Source organism: Parasphingomonas caseinilytica, from assembly GCF_036663755.1.
GTDB lineage: Bacteria > Pseudomonadota > Alphaproteobacteria > Sphingomonadales > Sphingomonadaceae > Sphingomonas.
Genome location: NZ_JAXOJL010000003.1, coordinates 194,139 through 212,164, shown reverse-complemented (window position 1 = coordinate 212,164; position 18,026 = coordinate 194,139). Strand labels below are relative to the sequence as shown.

The 18,026-nt window shown below is 64.9% G+C and carries 11 protein-coding genes; 5 read left to right on the top strand and 6 right to left on the bottom strand.

All coding sequences use genetic code 11. The annotated features are described in order from the left end of the window. Window positions 1–167: 167 nt before the first annotated feature. The gene (locus U1738_RS09215) at window positions 168–1,004 is read right to left on the bottom strand and encodes a DUF4198 domain-containing protein (protein ID WP_332788752.1); all 837 of its coding nucleotides are present in this window, start codon (window positions 1,002–1,004) and stop codon (window positions 168–170) included. Between the two features lie 79 nt (window positions 1,005–1,083). On the opposite strand from U1738_RS09215, the gene U1738_RS09210 reads away from it, so the two are divergent. After that, window positions 1,084–3,387: a TonB-dependent hemoglobin/transferrin/lactoferrin family receptor gene (locus U1738_RS09210; protein ID WP_332788751.1), complete on the top strand. Its 2,304-nt coding sequence runs from the start codon at window positions 1,084–1,086 to the stop codon at window positions 3,385–3,387. An 8-nt stretch (window positions 3,388–3,395) separates the two neighbouring features. Next, window positions 3,396–4,358 carry a DUF6607 family protein gene (locus tag U1738_RS09205; RefSeq protein ID WP_332788750.1) on the top strand — a complete coding sequence of 321 codons (963 nt, stop codon included), beginning with the start codon at window positions 3,396–3,398 and terminating at the stop codon, window positions 4,356–4,358. Between the two features lie 45 nt (window positions 4,359–4,403). Here U1738_RS09205 and U1738_RS09200 read toward each other — a convergent pair whose 3' ends face one another. From U1738_RS09200 to U1738_RS09190, 3 genes are all read right to left on the bottom strand, one after another. Next, window positions 4,404–6,881 (bottom strand): TonB-dependent receptor, encoded by a 2,478-nt coding sequence (locus U1738_RS09200; RefSeq protein ID WP_332788749.1) that lies wholly within the window; start codon window positions 6,879–6,881, stop codon window positions 4,404–4,406. Between the two features lie 213 nt (window positions 6,882–7,094). Then, window positions 7,095–7,904: a phosphate/phosphite/phosphonate ABC transporter substrate-binding protein gene (locus tag U1738_RS09195; protein ID WP_332788748.1), complete on the bottom strand. Its 810-nt coding sequence runs from the start codon at window positions 7,902–7,904 to the stop codon at window positions 7,095–7,097. Beyond that, window positions 7,901–8,767, bottom strand: a complete 867-nt coding sequence (locus U1738_RS09190; protein WP_332788747.1) for a fatty acid desaturase — start codon at window positions 8,765–8,767, stop codon at window positions 7,901–7,903. The genes U1738_RS09195 and U1738_RS09190 overlap by 4 nt, the downstream gene beginning before the upstream one ends. 220 nt (window positions 8,768–8,987) lie before the next feature. Between U1738_RS09190 and U1738_RS09185 the strand changes: the two genes are divergently transcribed. The 3 genes from U1738_RS09185 (at window position 8,988) to U1738_RS09175 (ending at window position 16,055) form a co-directional block, all read left to right on the top strand. Next, a complete protein-coding gene (locus U1738_RS09185; RefSeq protein WP_332788746.1) occupies window positions 8,988–9,887 on the top strand; it encodes an ABC transporter ATP-binding protein in 900 nt (299 codons plus the stop codon). A gap of 6 nt (window positions 9,888–9,893) precedes the next feature. Next, window positions 9,894–13,484: an ABC transporter permease/M1 family aminopeptidase gene (locus U1738_RS09180; RefSeq protein WP_332788745.1), complete on the top strand. Its 3,591-nt coding sequence runs from the start codon at window positions 9,894–9,896 to the stop codon at window positions 13,482–13,484. A gap of 129 nt (window positions 13,485–13,613) precedes the next feature. Continuing rightward, window positions 13,614–16,055 (top strand): TonB-dependent receptor, encoded by a 2,442-nt coding sequence (locus U1738_RS09175; protein ID WP_332788744.1) that lies wholly within the window; start codon window positions 13,614–13,616, stop codon window positions 16,053–16,055. A 60-nt stretch (window positions 16,056–16,115) separates the two neighbouring features. Here U1738_RS09175 and U1738_RS09170 read toward each other — a convergent pair whose 3' ends face one another. Continuing rightward, window positions 16,116–17,264: a vWA domain-containing protein gene (locus U1738_RS09170; RefSeq protein WP_332788743.1), complete on the bottom strand. Its 1,149-nt coding sequence runs from the start codon at window positions 17,262–17,264 to the stop codon at window positions 16,116–16,118. A gap of 92 nt (window positions 17,265–17,356) precedes the next feature. Next, window positions 17,357–17,824, bottom strand: a complete 468-nt coding sequence (locus U1738_RS09165; protein WP_332788742.1) for a LexA family transcriptional regulator — start codon at window positions 17,822–17,824, stop codon at window positions 17,357–17,359. Between the last annotated feature and the right edge of the window lie 202 nt (window positions 17,825–18,026).

Sequence of the window (18,026 nt, the reverse complement as noted above, 5' to 3'; positions counted from 1 at the left end):
ACCTTTAGCTGTGGGTCGAGAATCTGTTCGACAAGGCCTATTATTCCAATTTGCTCGGCCTGACCCGGGCGACGGGGATCGTGACGGGCTATGCCGGCAACCCGCGCACCTTCGGGATCAAGGCGAAGGTGCGGATGTGATGCGGGCCTAGGCCGGATGGTGGGTGATCACAGCGCCTCGAAGGCGAGCGTCGCGGTGAAACTGGTATAGGCGTCCGGGCCGGTGGGCGTGGCGGTGCGGTGGCGGGCCAGGATCAGGTAGCGGCCGGCATCCGGCGGGGTGAGCGTGATCCTGCCGCTCTTGCCGGTGGTCGCGGTTCCGGCCTGCTTGCGCCCGTCGTAGACGCCGGCTTCGCGGAACAAAGTAATTTCTTCACTGGCCAGCGGCTTGCCGTCGTAGAGGATGTCGAATGTCGCCGGTGCGCCGGGCGAATAGCTTGCCGGATCGCCAAGCGGGTGGATTTCCAGCGCCTTGCCGCGCACCGTCAGCGCGCCGGAAGCGCCGGGCTTGCCCCGCAGGACATACGCGTCGGCGATCGTCGCGCTCCGCACATCGACCACGACCACGCCGGCGGGTGGCGCGGCGCCTTCGCCGACGATCGTCCAGCCATTTCCCGTCCGATACATCTTGCCGATCCGTCCGAGCCGCTGACCGGACGACACGCGATACAGGCCCTCGGCGGGCAGGGGTGCCTCGACGATCGTCAAATCGCCGGTCAGCATGGGTGCGGCGAGCGGCACGGTCCTGCCGTCAGGCCCGGTCACTTCGAACGGCGCATCCTTCATCGCGATTTCCGGACGGAAGGCATCCTCGCCGAACGAGGCCTCGATCGTGATCCGGTCGCGCGCAGCCTCGAACGCGCTGGGCAGCACGTAGGGCATATGGGCAAAGGCGGGCGACAGCAACAGCGCCAGCGCGCTCGTCACGGCGATCGCGCCGATCCTGCGCAGTGCCGGCATCGTGTGTCGCGCCGCAAATCCAAACCTCATCCCGGTGATGATCATCGTTTCGCTCCCATATCGATGGGTACTTGCTAACGAGAATGACTCGCACTAGCAAGACGTCATCAATGAGGGAATCGTTATGAAACTTGCCGGTCTGTTGTTGGGCATCTCGCCCGTCGCGTTCGTTTTCGCTGCTGTATCGCCAGCGTGCGCATCGCTCGCCGATCCGGCAGTGGTGGAAACGGACGCAAAAGCGGACATCGCGTTGCCGACGGACGGCGACGACCAGAGCGGCGTCATCACCGTCACCGCCACGCGCACCGACAAGCTGGTCGAGGATGTGCCGGCCACGGTGTCGGTGATCGACACACGTACGATCGACGATCGCCTGATTTCCGATATCAAGGATCTGGTGCGCTACGAACCGGGCGTCAGCGTGCGCCGCGCGCCGGCGCGCTTTACCGCCGCCGGTGCCTCGACCGGGCGTGATCGCGATAGCGGGTTCAACATTCGCGGGCTGGAGGGCAATCGCGTGCTGATCACCGTGGACGGCGTGCGCGTGCCCGATGCCTTCGCGTTCGGGGCGCAGTCGGTCGGGCGTGGCGACTATGTCGATCTCGATCTGCTGAAATCGGTCGAGATCCTGCGCGGCCCGGCATCGGCATTGTATGGTAGCGACGGCGTGGCGGGTGCGGTCAGCTTCATCACCAAGGATCCACAGGATTTCCTGAAGGACGGCAAACTGGTCGGCGGCGGCTTGCGCGTCGGCTATGACAGCGCCGATGATAGCTGGACCAAGGGGATCGTCGTCGCGGGCAAGGCGGGCGATATCCAGGCGATGGTCGCCTTCACCCGCCGCGATGGTCACGGCATCGAGACGAAGGGCACCAACGACAGCGCGAATACCGATCGCACCACCGCCATCCCGCAGGACATCGCATCGAATGCGTTGCTCGCCCGATTGGTCTGGACGCCGACCGACAGCAGCCGGGTGCGACTGACCTATGAACGGTTCGCCTCGACGGTCGATTCCAACGTGCTGAGTGCGATCACCAAGCCGCCGCTGGCATCGACCTCGGTCCTCGGGCTGACCGCATACGACACGACCTCGCGCGACCGCGGCACGATCGATTATCGCTACACCGGCGACGGCGCGATCAGCGGTATCCGTGCCGCCGCATATTACCAGAAGAGCAAGACCGACCAGACCGGCTGGGAGGATCGCAACACCGCCGCCGATCGCATCCGCATCAATCGCTTCGACAACGAAGTCTATGGCGGCATGCTGCAACTCGAAAGCCGCCTCACTACGGGCCCGCTGACCCACCTGTTCGCCTATGGCGCCGACTACTCGCACACCCGGCAAACGGGTGTGCGAGACGGCACCGTGCCGCCCGCCGGGGAGACCTATCCGACGCGTGCCTTCCCGACGACGGATTACACCCTGGTCGGCGTGTTCGCGCAAGACGAGATCGGCATCGCGAACGGGTTGCTCACGCTGTTCCCGTCGATCCGCTACGATCACTACAAGCTCAGTCCGCAGAACGATCCGCTGTTCACGACGTTCGTCCCGCGCGGGCAGAGCGCGTCGCGGTTCACCCCGCGGCTCGGCGCGGTCGCGAAGCTGACCGAGAACGTCCGGCTGTTCGCGAACTATAGCCAGGGCTTCAAGCCGCCCGAGCCGAACCAGATCAACAACGGCTTCGCCAATCTCGTATCGAATTATCGCTCGATTCCGAACCCGGACCTCAAGCCGGAAACGAGCAAGAGCATCGAGGGCGGCGTGCGGCTGAACGGGCAGGGCTGGTCGCTGAGCGGCACCGCGTTCAGCAGCCGTTTCCGCAACTTCATCGATCAGGTGCAGGTCAGCGGGGCATTCACCGCGGCCAACCCGGCGGTCTATCAATATATCAACCGTGGCCAGGTGAAGATCGAGGGACTGGAAGGGCGCGCTGAGGTGCGGTTGCCGATCGGCATCGGCGCGCGCGCGGCGGCCTCCTATGCCAAGGGGACGCTGCAAACGACCGGCGTCGCCGGCACGCTGCCGCTCGACAGCGTGGATCCGTTCAAGCTGGTCGCCGGCATCTTCTACCAGCCCGACAATGGCCCGTTCCGGGCGGAATTCGCCGCGACGCATGCGTCGGGCAAGAAATTGTCCGACACCAACAACAGCTGCAACGTCGCGGCCCGCGCCGCGACGCCGACCACAGCGGCGGTGCCGGCGACCTTCTGCTTCACCCCGCCGGGGTTCTGGATCTTCGACGCGACGGTCTCGCTCAAGGTGCTGGATCGTGCGACCGTGCGCGCGGGCGTGTTCAACATCACCGACAAGAAGTATTTCTGGTGGAGCGACGTGCGTGGCCTGTCCGCGACGTCGGTCGTGCAAGATGCCTATTCCCAGCCCGGCCGAAATGCCGGCGTGTCCCTCTCCTTTAGCCTGTGAGCCAGACCATGATCCGATCCACCCTGCTCGCCACGCTTATGCTGGCCGCCATTGTTCCGGCCTTGCCGATCACCGCTTCGGCGCAAACCACCGCCAGTTATGGCGACAAGGCGCGCGATCGTGCGGCGATCCTGGCGATGGCCGGCACCTTCAAGGTGACGTTCGACATGCGCGAGACGACGCCGCTCGTCGCAGGCTACACGCCCTTTCCGGCGAAGCTGAGCGGCGGGCACGAAGTCGTGCGCGCGATCGTCGATACGCCGGACCTGATCGTGCTGCAGCATCTGCTGGTCGTCACCGACGGCAATGGCAAGACGATGGTGATCAAACATTGGCGGCAGGACTGGACGTGGCAGCCGAAAACCGTGCTGGCCTATGCCGATACCGGGCGCTGGAGCCTGCGCGCGGTGCCCGAGGCGGAGCGCAAGGGCGCGTGGTCGCAGACCGTATGGCAGACCGACGATTCGCCGCGTTACGGCGGCATCGGGCGCTGGCGCTACGACGACGGTGCGACCCGCTGGACCAGCGACGAGACTCGCCGCCCGCTCGCCCGGCGCGATGCCACGCGCATCCCCCCTTACGATCATTATCTCGGCACCAACCGTCACGTCCTGACGCCGGCGGGCTGGGTGCATGAACAGGACAATGCCAAGATCGGCACGAAGGACGGCAAGCCCGCCACCTTCGTTCACGAATATGTCGTCAACACCTATGCCCCGGCGAGCGACTTCGCGATTGCCGAAGCCGATGCCTATTGGGCGAAGACCAAGGACTATTGGGCCGCCGTGCGGGGCGACTGGGACCGGGCGATCGCGTCGGGATCCGGCATCAAGTTGCAGGAGGAGGCCAATAACGGTTCCGTGACCGGTCACGAACTGATGCTGATCGCGGACGATCTCGTCACCGGCGAAGCGAAGATCGATCAGGCAAAGACGGAAGCGGCCGAGTTGATCGCCCGCAGCACCAAGTGAGTGCGGTCCGGGGAGCGCTGCCGCTCCCCGAAGTCCCGTCTCGAATTACCAGGTTACTCCGACTCGCGCGTAGAGATAGCGGCCGTTGAACCCGAATGGCGAATAATACGGGAAGCCGACAAGGCCGGTGCTGTTGAGCACCGTGCCGCGCGAGGAGGCGAGCTTCACATAATCTGGGTAGGTATCGAACAGATTGTTCGCGCCAAGCGCCACGTTTAGGTTCTTGACCACCTGATAGCGCGCTTCGAGATCGAAGATCGTGTGCTTGCCGGTGTGGATATCGTCCTCGGCGAAGCCGTTGCTGCTCGGCTGCGTCACGTCGCCATAATAGGACGCGCGCGCGGTGACGCCGAGATCCTTGAGCGACCAATCGACCGTGCCGACCAGCTTGGTGCGCGGCGTGCCCTGTTCGAACGAAATGATGCGCTGGCGGCTGAAGATCGGCAGCGTGGCGGTGCCGGCTGACGAGGTGATCGTCGCTGCGGCCGGAGCGCGCGTCACCTTGATGTCGTTGAAATTGCCCGCCGCGGTCAAATCGAACGTGCCGAGATTGTCCGTTCGGGTACGGTAGTGCGCGACGATATCGATGCCCTTGGTGGTCGATCGGATGCCGTTGAGGAAGTAGCGTCCGGCGGTCACGCTGTTGGTGGCGGGGTTCGCCGCGAGCAAAGCTGCCACGACGGTGCCGCTGAGATTTTCGGACAAGGCGATCTGGTCGCGGATCTTGATCTGATAAGCATCGATCGACAGATCGAATCCGCCCGAGCGCAGCACCGTGCCGACCGACAGGTTGCGTGCCTTTTCCGCCTTGAGCGGCTTGCCGCCCAAGGCCATGCCGACCGGGCTGACCGAGGGGAACAGGCCGGTCTCGACGATCGTGCCGTTGGTCAGCACAGACGCGGTCGAGGTGAAATATTGCTGTTGCAGCGACGGCGCGCGGAAGCCGGTCGAGGCGGTGGCGCGCAGCGCGAACCACGGTGCGAATTCGTATCGGGCGCTGACCTTGCCCGTCGCGGTCTCGCCGAAATCGGAATAGCTTTCGGCGCGGCCAGCGATGCCGAGGGTCAGTTTGTCGTTCGGCTTTGCTTCGAGATCGAGATAGCCTGACACGTTGTCGCGGTGCACGTTGACCACGTTCGAAGGCTGATACCCGGGAAAGCCCTGCGCACCAGACCCGAGCGTCGCACTGGCACCCGGAGCACGGTTGTACGAGGCAGGCTCGCCGGCGCCGATCTTGAAGCCCTCGCGGCGATATTCCTCACCGAACGCGACGTTGATCGTGCCGTCGCCGAGCGGCAGTTCCTTCGATACGTCGATCCCGCCGACGAGCTGATCGTAGGTCAGCGTGCCGTCGTAGAAATTGCGCTGCGAGTTCGCGCCGTAGGTGGCGTTGCCCGAATTGCGTGTTTCGAAAGTCAGCTTGTTGCGGCCGTACGAGACGTTGAGATCGACGTTCCAGCCCGACAATTCGCCGCGCACGCCCCCGGTGGCGGTAAGATCGATCGACTTGACGGCGATCAGCGGGGTGAAGCCGTCCGGATACAGGCTGGCGAGCGCATCGGCACTGGCATTGGCGTTGCTGCCGATACCGCCGACGATGCGCGGCGTGGCGGCGCTCACGCTGTCGCGATGCTGGTAGCCGCCGAAGCCGTACAGCGTCCAGCCGCTGTCGCCGAGCGGCTTACCGGCGTTGATGTAGCCGCTATATTGTTCGACGTCCGGATCGCCGAAGCGCGAGCGTACCCGGATCGGCGTCTTGCGCGGGTCAAAATCGCCACGGCTGGTCGGGTTGCGGTTGAGATATTCGCCCGAGATGGTGAGGAAGCCGTCCGATCCCAGGGCGATGCCCTGCCATGCCGAGGCGGTGACGGTTTCGCCGTCATGTTCCTTGCGCCGTCCGCGCGCGGTCTCGACATCGGTGATGTACTGGCCATAGCTGACCGTCGCGCCGCCGCCGCTGCGGGCTTCGCGCAGGCGCAGATTGACCACGCCGGCGATCGCATCCGACCCGTATTGCGCGGCGGCACCGTCGCGCAGCACCTCGATCCGGTCGAGCGCGACCGAGGGGATGGTGTTGAGATCGACCGCCGCCGACCCGCGCCCGACCGAGCCGTTGGTGTTGAGCAAAGCCGAGGTGTGCGCGCGCACACCGTTGATCAGCACGAGGGTCTGATCCGGCGAAAGGCCGCGCAGCGTGGCGGGCCGGATCGAATCCGTGCCGTCCACTGCCGAGGAGCGGGGGAAATCGATCGACGGGACGATCGCGGCCAGCGCTGCGCCTAGTTCTGTCGTGCCCTGCCGCTGCAAGCTGGCCGCGCTCAGCACATCCACCGGCGATGTGCTTTCGAGCCGCGACCGGCCCACGGTGCGCGTGCCGGTGACGACAATCTCGCTCTCGTCCGCAGGCGCGGCAGCGTCCGGAGCGGCGGTTTCGACGGGCGCGGTCTGCGCGCTGGCTGCGGCGGCATGGGTCAGCGCCAGCGTCGAGGCGGCGAGGGCGAGGAGTGGGCGAAGGTTGGTCACGATATTAGTCCCTTTTGCGATTTCGAAAATCTCGATCGCTGAAGCGATGCTGCCTGTCGCAGTCGTGCGCTTTTTACGAAGGAGCGGCCTTTCGGCCTTTTTGGTGTGTGGTGATGCGAAGAAATTTTATCCGATGGCTTGCGAAATATTTGCTTGGTCAAGGGGTTGCCGGGGGAGGCTCGGGGCCGTCGCGCGGTGCATCTCTCGGCCATCTCATCGTAACGTAGGATAGCCGGCGGCGATCGCGGCGGTCTCATGGTCGCGAACGGGTGCGTAGCGATCCACCCCGCCCGGGACGATGTCGGTGAGGAACACCACATCGCGCGCCTCGGCCAAGGCGGGGTCGGCGATGATGTCGGCCAGCGCGATGCGCAGGGCGGCAACGGTTTCGATACTGGTCGATCGTGCGGTGACGAAGGGCAAAGTGGGCGAGGGGGCGGTGACGTCGAGGATGCGCAGGCCTGCGACGGCTTCGGGTTCGAAGCGTCGCAGCGCGGCGTAGGTGACGGCATCGATCGCCGCCACATCGGCCGCACCGCGCGCAACGGCATCCACGCTGACGCGGTGCGATCCCGTCTCGACCACGCTATCGAAGAACCGCCCGTCATGGGCGAGCGGGGCGATGGCCGCGCGGAACAGGTTATGCCCGGTGTTGGAATGGCGCGCATTGATCGCGGCGCGGCGGCCACGATAGTCGGACAGCGCGGTGCCCGGATCCTCGTGGCGGGTGACGATATAGCTGACATGCTGCCCGGCGGCACAATCGGGGACGTTGTAGATGGGCACGCCGATGATGCGCAACGACAGGTCCGGGTCGCTGACCAGGGGGTAGCCACAGACCTGGCCGAACAGCAGGTTCGGATCGCGCCAGATCGCTTCCACCGAACGCGAGCGATCGAGCGTGGCCGGTGCGGCGATGCCGTGCGCGTCCAGGCGGCGCGCGATTCCGGCCCACAGGCGGTCGTTCGCCGCCTTTTGTTCGGGATGGTCGTACATGCCGAGCGAGGCGACGGCCCTGCTCATGCTCCGGGGATTTCGTGCGCCGGATGGACGAGAACGTGGTGCCGGCGCAGTGCGAACCGGCAAAGGATCTGGCCGTACCCGCGATAGGCGCGCGCCTCCGGGCCGATCAGGCGCGGGTGATGCTGGCGGTGATAGGCCGGCAGGCGATACCAGGCGAGGCCGGGCCGATCGTGATGCGCGGCGTGGAGATTGTTGTTGAGATAGAGCAGGCCGAGCAGGCCGCCGCGCTCGACCGTCGCGGCGCGGCCGGGCGCGTCCAGATCGGCGCGATGTTCGGCGAACGAGCGCAGCAGGGTCAGCGCCATGCCGGGATAGACGAACAGCAGAAGGTAGCGGCCCAGCCCGAATTGCGTCCAGGACAGCCACGCACAGATCAGCGCCACCGCCGCAAGATGCGGCAGCCAATCGCGCGCGAAGCCGCGCGGATCCCGGGCGGCGCGCTGGGCATCCTCCGCGAGCAGCGCGCCGATCGCGATCGGCGGCCCGAGCAGCATGCGGCCGACCAGCGTGGATTGCGCGCGTGTCGCCAAGGTGCCGAAGCCTGCGCCACGCGCGGCATAGCGTGATTCGGGGTCGAGCATGGGATCGGTGATCGCCGGGCTCCGATGGTGTTCGATATGGCTGCGCCGATAGATCGCATATGGCAGCCAGAGCGCGAGCGGCGGGAAGCCGAGCGCGGTGTTCAGCGCCCGCCAGCGGGAGGGATGGCCGTGGATCGTCTCGTGCTGAAGCGATCCGTGCCAGGCGATCAGCCATGCGCCGATCGCCAGCAGCAGCGGATCGGGAATGCTGGCGTGCCAATAGGTCGCGGCGATCCAGCCGGCATAAATGACGGCGGTGACGATGAGTGTCGGGATTTCCAATGCCCGTCCCTGCCGTCGCCTCGCTCGCATACGCACTCTCCTGCCAGGCGGAGATAATCTACTGTTTTAGTGGGAATTGAAGGGCGCAAATCTTTTCGCGCGATAAGCTGAGCTATTTCCGCGATTTGCGAGCGGTACGTGCGCGGATGGATATACCAAAGGCGTGCTTTACAACACTAATACACGCGGCTAGCTTCCTCCCCTATCGCGGGGGATTTCAATGCTCGAGCTGAACGGCGTCACGCACATCTACGCAAACGGGACGAAGGCGCTCGACGATGTCAGCCTGAGCGTGCCGAAGGGTATGTTCGGCCTGCTTGGCCCCAACGGCGCGGGTAAATCGACGCTGATGCGCACCGTCGCCACGCTGCAGACGCCGACCGCGGGCACGATCCGCTTCGGCGCGATCGACGTGATCGCCGATCCCGAGGCACTGCGCGAGACATTGGGTTATCTGCCGCAGGATTTCGGCGTCTATCCGCGTGTCTCGGCCTATGACATGCTGGATCACATGGCGGTGCTGAAGGGCATCGCCTCGGCGCGCGAGCGCAAGGAGACGGTCGAGACCCTGCTCAACCAGACCAATTTGTGGGCCGTGCGCAAGAAGGCGATTGCGGGTTTTTCGGGCGGGATGCGGCAGCGTTTCGGCATCGCGCAGGCGCTGATCGGCAATCCGGAACTGATCATCGTCGACGAACCGACCGCAGGGCTGGACCCGGAAGAACGCAACCGGTTCCTCAATCTGCTGGCCGAGATCGGCGAGAATGTCGTCGTCATTCTCTCGACGCATATCGTGGAGGATGTGGCCGATCTGTGCCCGCGCATGGCGGTGCTGGCGGCAGGGCGGATCCAACTGGAGGGCGCACCGCTGGAGTTGATCGAGCGAACGCGCGGCAATGTGTGGGCCAAGACGATCGGCCGCGACGAACTGGACGAGGCGCGGTTGCGCTACGAAGTGATCTCGACGCGCCTGTTCGCCGGCCGGACGATCATCCACATCCTGTCGAACGACGATCCCGGTGACGGCTTCGCCGCGGCGCATGGCGGGCTGGAGGACGTGTATTTCTCCACGCTGGCCCGATCGCGCCGGGTGACCTCGTCCTCCGCAATCGCGGCCTGAGCGCGCATGTTCGGCCAGATCGCCCGCTTCGAGTTGCGCTATCAATTGCGCAATCCGGTCTTCTGGACCGTCTCGATCCTGTTCTTCCTGCTGACCTTCGGATCGATCACGATCGACCAGATCAAGATCGGCAGCGGCGCCAATATCCACAAGAATGCACCGGTCGCGATCGCGCAGGTGCACATGATCATGTCGCTGTTCTTCATGTTCGTGACGACCGCGTTCGTCGCCAACGTGATCGTGCGCGACGACGAGAGCGGCTTCGGGCCGATGGTGCGATCGACGCAGGTCGGCAAGTTCGATTACCTGATGGCGCGCTTCCTCGGCGCGTTCGTGGCTGCGTCGCTGGCGTTCGCGGCGGTGCCGCTGGCGATCTGGCTCGGGTCGCTGATGCCGTGGGTCGATGCCGAGACGCTCGGGCCGAACCGGTTGCGCGATTATGCCTATGCCTATTTCCTGCTCGGCCTGCCCAGCATCTTCCTGACCTCGGCGATCTTCTTCGCGGTCGCGACGATGACGCGGTCGATGATGTATTCCTATCTCGGCGTCGTCGTTTTCCTGATGCTGTACATCGCGCTGTCCGCCACGTTGCGCGCGAAGCCCGAATGGCGCCCGACCGGCAGCTATTTCGAACTGTTCGGCATTGGCGCGTTCACCAGCACGACGCGCTATTGGACGGCAAGCGAGGCGAATGCCGGGATGCCCGCATTCGCCGGCGTGATCCTGTGGAACCGGGTAATCGCGATCGGCGTCGGGCTGGTGGCGATGGTCGTCGCCTATGCCCGCTTCTCGTTCACCGAACGGGGCGTTTCGAAACGCAAACTCCGGCGGCAGCAACGCGCCACCGCGAAACTGGCGGCGACCGCGCCGCTGATGGTCGATCGGCTGCCGCCCGCGCGCTCGTCCCAGGCCGGCTGGACGCGGCTGATCGCCCGCTGCCGGTTTGAGATGGCGTTGGTGTTCCGCGGGCCCGCCTTCATCGTGTTGCTGATCGTCGGCCTGTTCAACACGCTGGGCGGCCTGCTGTTCGCCAACGAGATGTTCGGCACGTCAATCCGACAATTGACGTTCGCGGCGATCGGCACGTTGCAGGGCAGCTTCGGCATCATCCCGCTGATCATCGCGATCTATTATTCGGGCGAACTCGTCTGGCGCGATCGGGAGCGCGGCATGCACGAGATCGTCGATGCGACCTCGCTGCCCAATTGGGCCTATCTGGTGCCCAAGGTGCTGGCCGTCACCGGCGTATTGTTCGCGACGCTCGTGATGTCGGTGGTCACCGCCTGCGTCGTGCAGTTGGTTCGCGGGCAGACCGATCTCGAACTCGGCCAGTATTTCGCCTGGTGGGTGCTGCCGATGACGGTGGATGCGCTGATCCTCGCGATTCTCGCGGTGTTCGTCCAGGCGCTCAGCCCGAACAAATATGTCGGCTGGGCGATCATGGTAGTCTATCTCGTCGCGACGATCACGCTCGTCACGATGGGCTTCGAACATCCGCTGTATCAGTATGGCAGCACCGGCACCGGCCAGCTGTCCGACATGAACGGTGACCAGATCGGCGGCCCGCGCGGCTGGTGGCTGCGGCTCTATTGGGGATCGGTCGCGCTGGCGCTGTGCGTGTTCGCGCATCTGCTATGGCGGCGCGGCACCGAGACTCGGCTGAAGCTGCGGCTGGCGCAGGTGCCGCGTCGCCTGCTCGGCGTACCGGGCGCGGTGCTCGGCGGGGCGCTGGTCGTGACGGCGGCGAGCGGGGCGTATCTCTATCACGACATGAACGTGCTCAATCGCTACCGTACCGCGCCCGAGGGCGAGGCGCGGATGGCCCAATACGAGAAGAAATATCTCCGATACGCCGCGCTGAAGCAGCCGACCGTGACCGACATGCGGCTCAACGTCGCGCTCTATCCCGTTCAACGGCGGATGGCGGCGAGTGGAACATACGATTTCGTCAACGATACCGGTGCGCCGCTCAGGGATCTGCATGTCCGGCTGCTCGACGATCATACGCGATTGGGCGCGGTGACCATTCCCGGCGCGCGGCTGGTGTCCGACGATACCGACCTGCAATACCGCATTTATCGCTTCGCGACGCCGCTGGCGCCGGGCGCGCGTGGTACGTTGCGCTTCGCCTCGACGCGCTGGCAACGGGGAATCGTTGCCAATAACGACGACACGCGCGTCGTCGGCAATGGCAGTTTCCTGCAGAATGCCGAGTTCGTGCCACAACTCGGCATGAGCCGCGATGGGCTGCTGCAGGATCGCGCCAAGCGTCGCAAATACGGCCTGCCGCCCGAATTGCGCATGGCCAAGCTGGAAGACCGATCGGCGCAGGCGCACAACATGCTGGGCAATGCGCCCTGGGTGCGATCCGACATCACCGTTTCGACGGTCGCCGGGCAAGTGCCGGTCGCGCCGGGTCGCAAGGTCTCGGACGCGGTATCGGGCGGGCGCCGCACGGCCCGGTTCGTTTCGACCGCGCCGATCCTCGCCTTCTTCTCGGTGCAATCCGCCAATTATGCGCAGAAGAGCCGCATCGTCGACAACACAAACCTGACCGTGTTCTATGACGCGAAGCACGCATTCAATGTGGATCGCATGCTTGATGCGATGCAGCGCTCGCTTGCGTATTACAGGGCCAATTTCGGGCCGTACCAGTTCGACTATGCCCGCATTCTTGAATTCCCCGGCTATGCCAGCTACGCACAGGCGTTCGCCGGCACGATCCCCTATTCGGAACGCATCGGCTTCATGGCCGACACGCGCGATCCGACGAAGATCGACTATGTCAGCTACGTCACCGCGCACGAACTCGGCCATCAATATTGGGGGCATCAACTGGTCAGCGCCGAAATGCAGGGCGGCACGATGCTGATCGAGACGATGGCGCAATATTCCGCGCTGATGGTGATGAAACACCAATATGGCGACGACAAGATCCGCCGTTTCCTGAAATACGAACTCGATTCCTATCTGCGCTCGCGCGGGAGCGAGGCGGTGGAAGAAGTGCCGCTCGATCGGGTCGAGAATCAGGGCTACATCCATTACCGCAAGGGCTCGCTGGTCATGTACCTGCTCCAGGACCGGCTGGGCGAAGCGCGGGTCAACGCGATGCTGCGCGGGCTGCTCGATCGCTATCGCTTCAAGGGCAAGCCGTACCCGCGCTCGCTCGATCTGGTGGATGGATTGCTGTCGCTGGCGCGGAACCCGGCGGAGCGGCAGTTGGTGCTCGACCTGGTCGATCGCATCACCGTGTACGACCTGAAGGCGAAATCGGCCGAGACGCGCAAATTGCCAGACGGCACGTATGAGACGATCGTGACGATCGATGCCGCCAAATATTACGCCAATGGCACGGGCGTGGAAAAGGCGGCACCTTTGGCCGACACGATCGACGTGGGCGTGTTCGACCAGCGCCCCGGCCTGGGCAGCTTCGCCGCCAGGGACGTGATCCTGAAGGAACGCCGCCCGATCGTGTCCGGCGAACAGACCGTCAGGATCGTCACGAAACGCAAGCCCGCCTTTGCCGGCGTGGATCCCTATAATTTCTACATCGATCGCAATGGCGACGACAATATCGCGGCCGTCACGGATCGGTGACGGTCGCGCGCCGGTGTTTTCGGCACGATTCACGGAAGTGCAACCGAACCTTACGAAATGCGTCGCAAATGACGCCTAACCGCGCCCCAACGGACGGCCCGACCAACGGGCCCGAATGGGGACATCATCATGCGGAATTCGATCGTGCGGCTGCTCGGCGGCGTAGCGGCTGCCTCACTCCTCCCGGCGGGCGCGGCGTTTGCGAAGGATGCGCCGGCACCGGTCGCGGCGACCCCCGCCGCAACCGATGCCGCGACGCCGGAAGAGCCGACGGGCGAGGACGCGCAGGCCGGCGAGATCGTCGTCACCGGGCGCACGACGCGTTCGGTCAGCCAGATTTCCGCGATCGAGATCCAGAAGATCCTGCCCGGCGTCAGCCCGCTAAAGGCGTTGCAGACGCTGCCCGGCGTCACTTTCCTCACCGCCGATCCGTGGGGCAATAACGAACAGAATATCTCGCTGTTCGTGCACGGCTTCAACGCACAGCAACTGGGCTATACGCTCGACGGCGTGCCGCTTGGGGATCAGACCTACGGCAATTACAACGGCCTCTCGCCGCAGCGCGCGATCATCTCGGAGAATGTCGGCCGCGTGACGTTGGCCAGCGGTGCAGGCGATCTTGGCACGGCATCAACCAGCAATCTGGGCGGCACGATCGACACCTTCTCCAGCGACCCCAAGGCGGAACGCGGCGCGACGATCGCGCAGACGGTGGGCAGCTATTCCAGCTTCCGCACCTTCGTCCGCGTCGATACCGGCACGTTCGGCAACGGCAATTCGTTGTACCTGTCGGGCGTACGGCAGGATGGCCGCGCCTGGGATTTCAACGGCAAGCAGGGCGGGTATCAGGCCAACGGCAAGTTCGTGCATGACGATTCGACCGGCACGCTGACGATCTACGGCGCCTATTCGGACAAGACCGAACCGAATGAGGATGCGACCGTCATCACCCCGGCGAACCGCGCGACGGCACCGTACACCCGCCCGTTCCTGTACCCCGATTTCGCCGCGGCGCGCACCTATCTGTCGTCCGGCGCATACCGCGCGGCGGGATCGAACTATCGCAATTACTATAGCGATGCGCAGCGCACCGACTATCTCGGCTATATCAAATACGACTGGAAGGTCAGCGACCGGATCACCTGGTCTAACCAGGCTTATTATCATCACAATGACGGTGTCGGCGTGGTGGCGGGGCCGATCGACGTGGCCGGCCTGCCGGGGCTATTTTCCTTCTATTTCCCCAACCCGGCGGACAGCAACCCGACCAGCGCGGCCAATCTGGCGCGGCTGACCGGCATCTTCGGCGGATCGGGCTTCGCGACGCGCACGACCGAATATCGCATCGATCGCGGCGGCATCCTCTCCACGCTCACCGCCGAACTCGGCAACCACAAGATCGAACTCGGCGGCTGGTACGAACATCAAAGCTCGTCCGCGTTCCGGCGCTGGTACGCGCTCGACGTCAACAATCCCTCGACGCCCTATCAGCGCCCGCGCGACACGCTGACGCCGCTGATCACGCAATATGGCAGCGAGATCCGCGTCGACGAGATCCAGACCCACATCCAGGACAGCTGGCGCGTGCTGCCCAGCGTCACCGTGCTGGCCGGCTTCAAGAGCACGTTCCAGAAAGCGACGCAGGCCGTGCCGGTTCAGCCGATCCCGGGATCGTTCAGCAATTCCACCGCGCTGCCGGTCGGGCGGATCAACACCGACAAGGTGTTCCTGCCGCAGATCGGTGCGCTGTGGGATGTGAGCGCCAGCACGCAGGTGTTCGTCAACGCGCAGCAGAACATCCGCCAGTTCCAGACCAGCGCCGCGACCGGCTTGTCCCCCTTCGCGCTCGGCAGCCAGCAGGTGTTCGAGGATTTCAAGCGCAATGTGAAGCCGGAGACGAGTTGGACTTACGAGGGCGGCCTGCGCACGCGGGCGTCGCTCGATCTCGGGCCGATCAGCGGCTTCGAGGGGCAGATCAGCTATTATCACGTCGATTTCAGCAACCGCCTGCTCGCCGTCAGCCCGACCGTGGTGATCACCTCGATCATCAGCGGCGCGGCGATCGTGAACAATGTCGGCAGCGTTAAGACCGACGGCGTGGATATCGCCGGCACGTTGCGCTTCGGGCCGCATTTCTCGATCTACAATGCGCTGTCGTACAATAATTCGCGCTTCCAGCAGAATTACCTCGTCGGCATCGCGCAGACGGTGGTGCCGACCGCGGGCAAGAAGGTGCCGGGATCGCCCGCCTGGCTGAACAAGACGGTGGTGTCGGCGAATTACGGCATGTTCGACGTGCAACTGGTCGGCGATTATCTCGGCAAGCGGTTCGCGACTTTCACCAACGATCTGTCGGTGCCGGGCTATTTCACGCTGGCGGGCCGGATCGGTGCGCAGATCCCACTGTCGCCGGGGGCCGTCGTGAAGACGGTGTCGCTCAGCCTCAACGTCAGCAACATCACCGACAAGAAGGGCGCGTCCACGCTGTCGATCGGCGCGGCATCGGGCACGTTCAACCAGTTCCCGCTGGCGCCGCGCCAGGTATTCGGCACGATCAGCGTCGGTTTCTGACCGGATATTCGCGATGACCGCTCCCATCCATCGCGACGCGTCGCGGTGGATGGGGCAAACCTAGGGTTTGACCCCCAACCGCTTTTCGCTGCTGCCTTGCTGGGCGGCGATGGCATCGTTCGCCGCTTTCGCCTTGGCCGACAGATCGGCGGACAGTTTCGAGGATCGTTCGCGATAGGTTTCGTGGCGGTGTTGCAGGACCGCCATCGCGGCGATGCTTTCGGGGATCGATGCCTTGGCCGCATCGGTCGCGCCGCGCAGGCCGGTCATCTCCGCCGAGGTCGTGCGGGCGACGCAGAAATTGAGGTCGGTCGTGTATTTGCCGACCGCGAAATTGTTGTCGGTGCTGCGCGCACCGGCATCGAAATATTCGGTGGTCATCGCCGATACGTTGCGCGCCTTGCGCCGCACCTCGTCCATCGCGCGTCCGACATCGTCGCCCGATTTCGCCTCGACGAACGTGCCGCCACCGGCCGAGGCGACGGCGGACAATTGTGCCCGGTCGGCCGCCGTGAGATCGAAGCCGATGATATTCACGATCGCCTTGACCGCCCCCTGATTGAGCGCCCGCGCGGCCGCGACGGGATCGCCGCCGCACGTTTCCAGCCCGTCGGACACGACATAGACCACCTGCGCGCCCGGCGTGGCGCTCGGTGTGAAGGATTTGCCGGCCAGCGTGATTGCGGCGGCAAGCGGGGTCCAGCCGGTCGCGCGCACCTGGCGCAACGCCGTTTCGACCTGCGCCGGATTGGCCGCGCCAAGCGGATACAGGCTTTCCACGCCGCGACAGCTGGCCGCCTTGCCGCCGGGCAGGTTGGTTCCGCGATGACCGAAGGCAACCAGCCCGATCTCGGTGTTGGCCGGTACGCTGGCAAGGAACGTGATTGCCGCGCGCTTCGCCGCCTCCATCTTGGTCTCGCCGCCCGACCTCGCCGCCATCGATCCCGATGCGTCGATCGCGATCACAAGCCGGTTGATCGCCGCCAGCTTGGGACGGGCATCGTCGGCAACCGTCTGGATCGCGCCAGGCCCGCGGATCGCGGGCGGCGGCAGGAAACAGGCATCGAGCGCGCCGCCATGGTCCTTCAGATATTCGGTGGCGATGCGCTGGCCCTTGGCGGTTTCGTCGTCGCCCGCAGCCGTCGCGGAATTGTTCTGCGCCGGGCTACCGCAACCGGACAGCGCCACGGCCATGATCGATGCGATCATATGATGCGCGGAAACTTTACCGCGAACGGGTGAGATTGACTGCACAAGGATGCAACGCACGTCGCGGACTTTCGTTCTGCCTCGCGCGCATTTTACGTCATGGGATCGGGGACGGGTGCCGACAATTCGGGGAACAGCCGTTCGATCTCGGCTTGCAGATCACCCGATCCCTCGCGCAATCCGTAATGATCGAGCAGCGCATCGATCATGCGCGCGCGGTGCGGGCCGATGCCGGGCAGCGTCTGGAGACCGGGAAGATCGGGATCGGCCAGCCGGTCCGCGAGATCGCCGAGCGTGCGATAGCCCGCCATTGTCAGTAATCGCCGCAAGCCCGCAGGCAGCACCGACCGGCCGATCGGCAGGTCCCGCTCGGCCGCGCCCGGCATGGTGTTGAGCAGGCGCGTCCGTCCGGCCTTCTCCCGCTTCAGCGCGCGGCGGATATGGCCGAGCTGCCCGGAACTGAGCCCCAGATGCCGGCCGATCTCGCGATAGGATCGGCCCGCCGCGCGCAGGCCACGCGCCTCCACCAGATTCAGCGCGGCCTGCTGTGCGCGGGTCACCATTGCGGCGTCGAGGCGCTTAAGGGGCAATGAACTCGCACCGCCATCGACTATCACCGCTGCCCGCGCCAAGCCATGTCGGTTTCGTGCGTAAATCTTTGCCGCCGGGCATTGAACGGAAGGCGACAAAAGTCGTTACGCCACTGCATTCGACCGACCGGCAATTGCATCCCGCAAGGAAAGCTTTCAACGGGTGCCGACA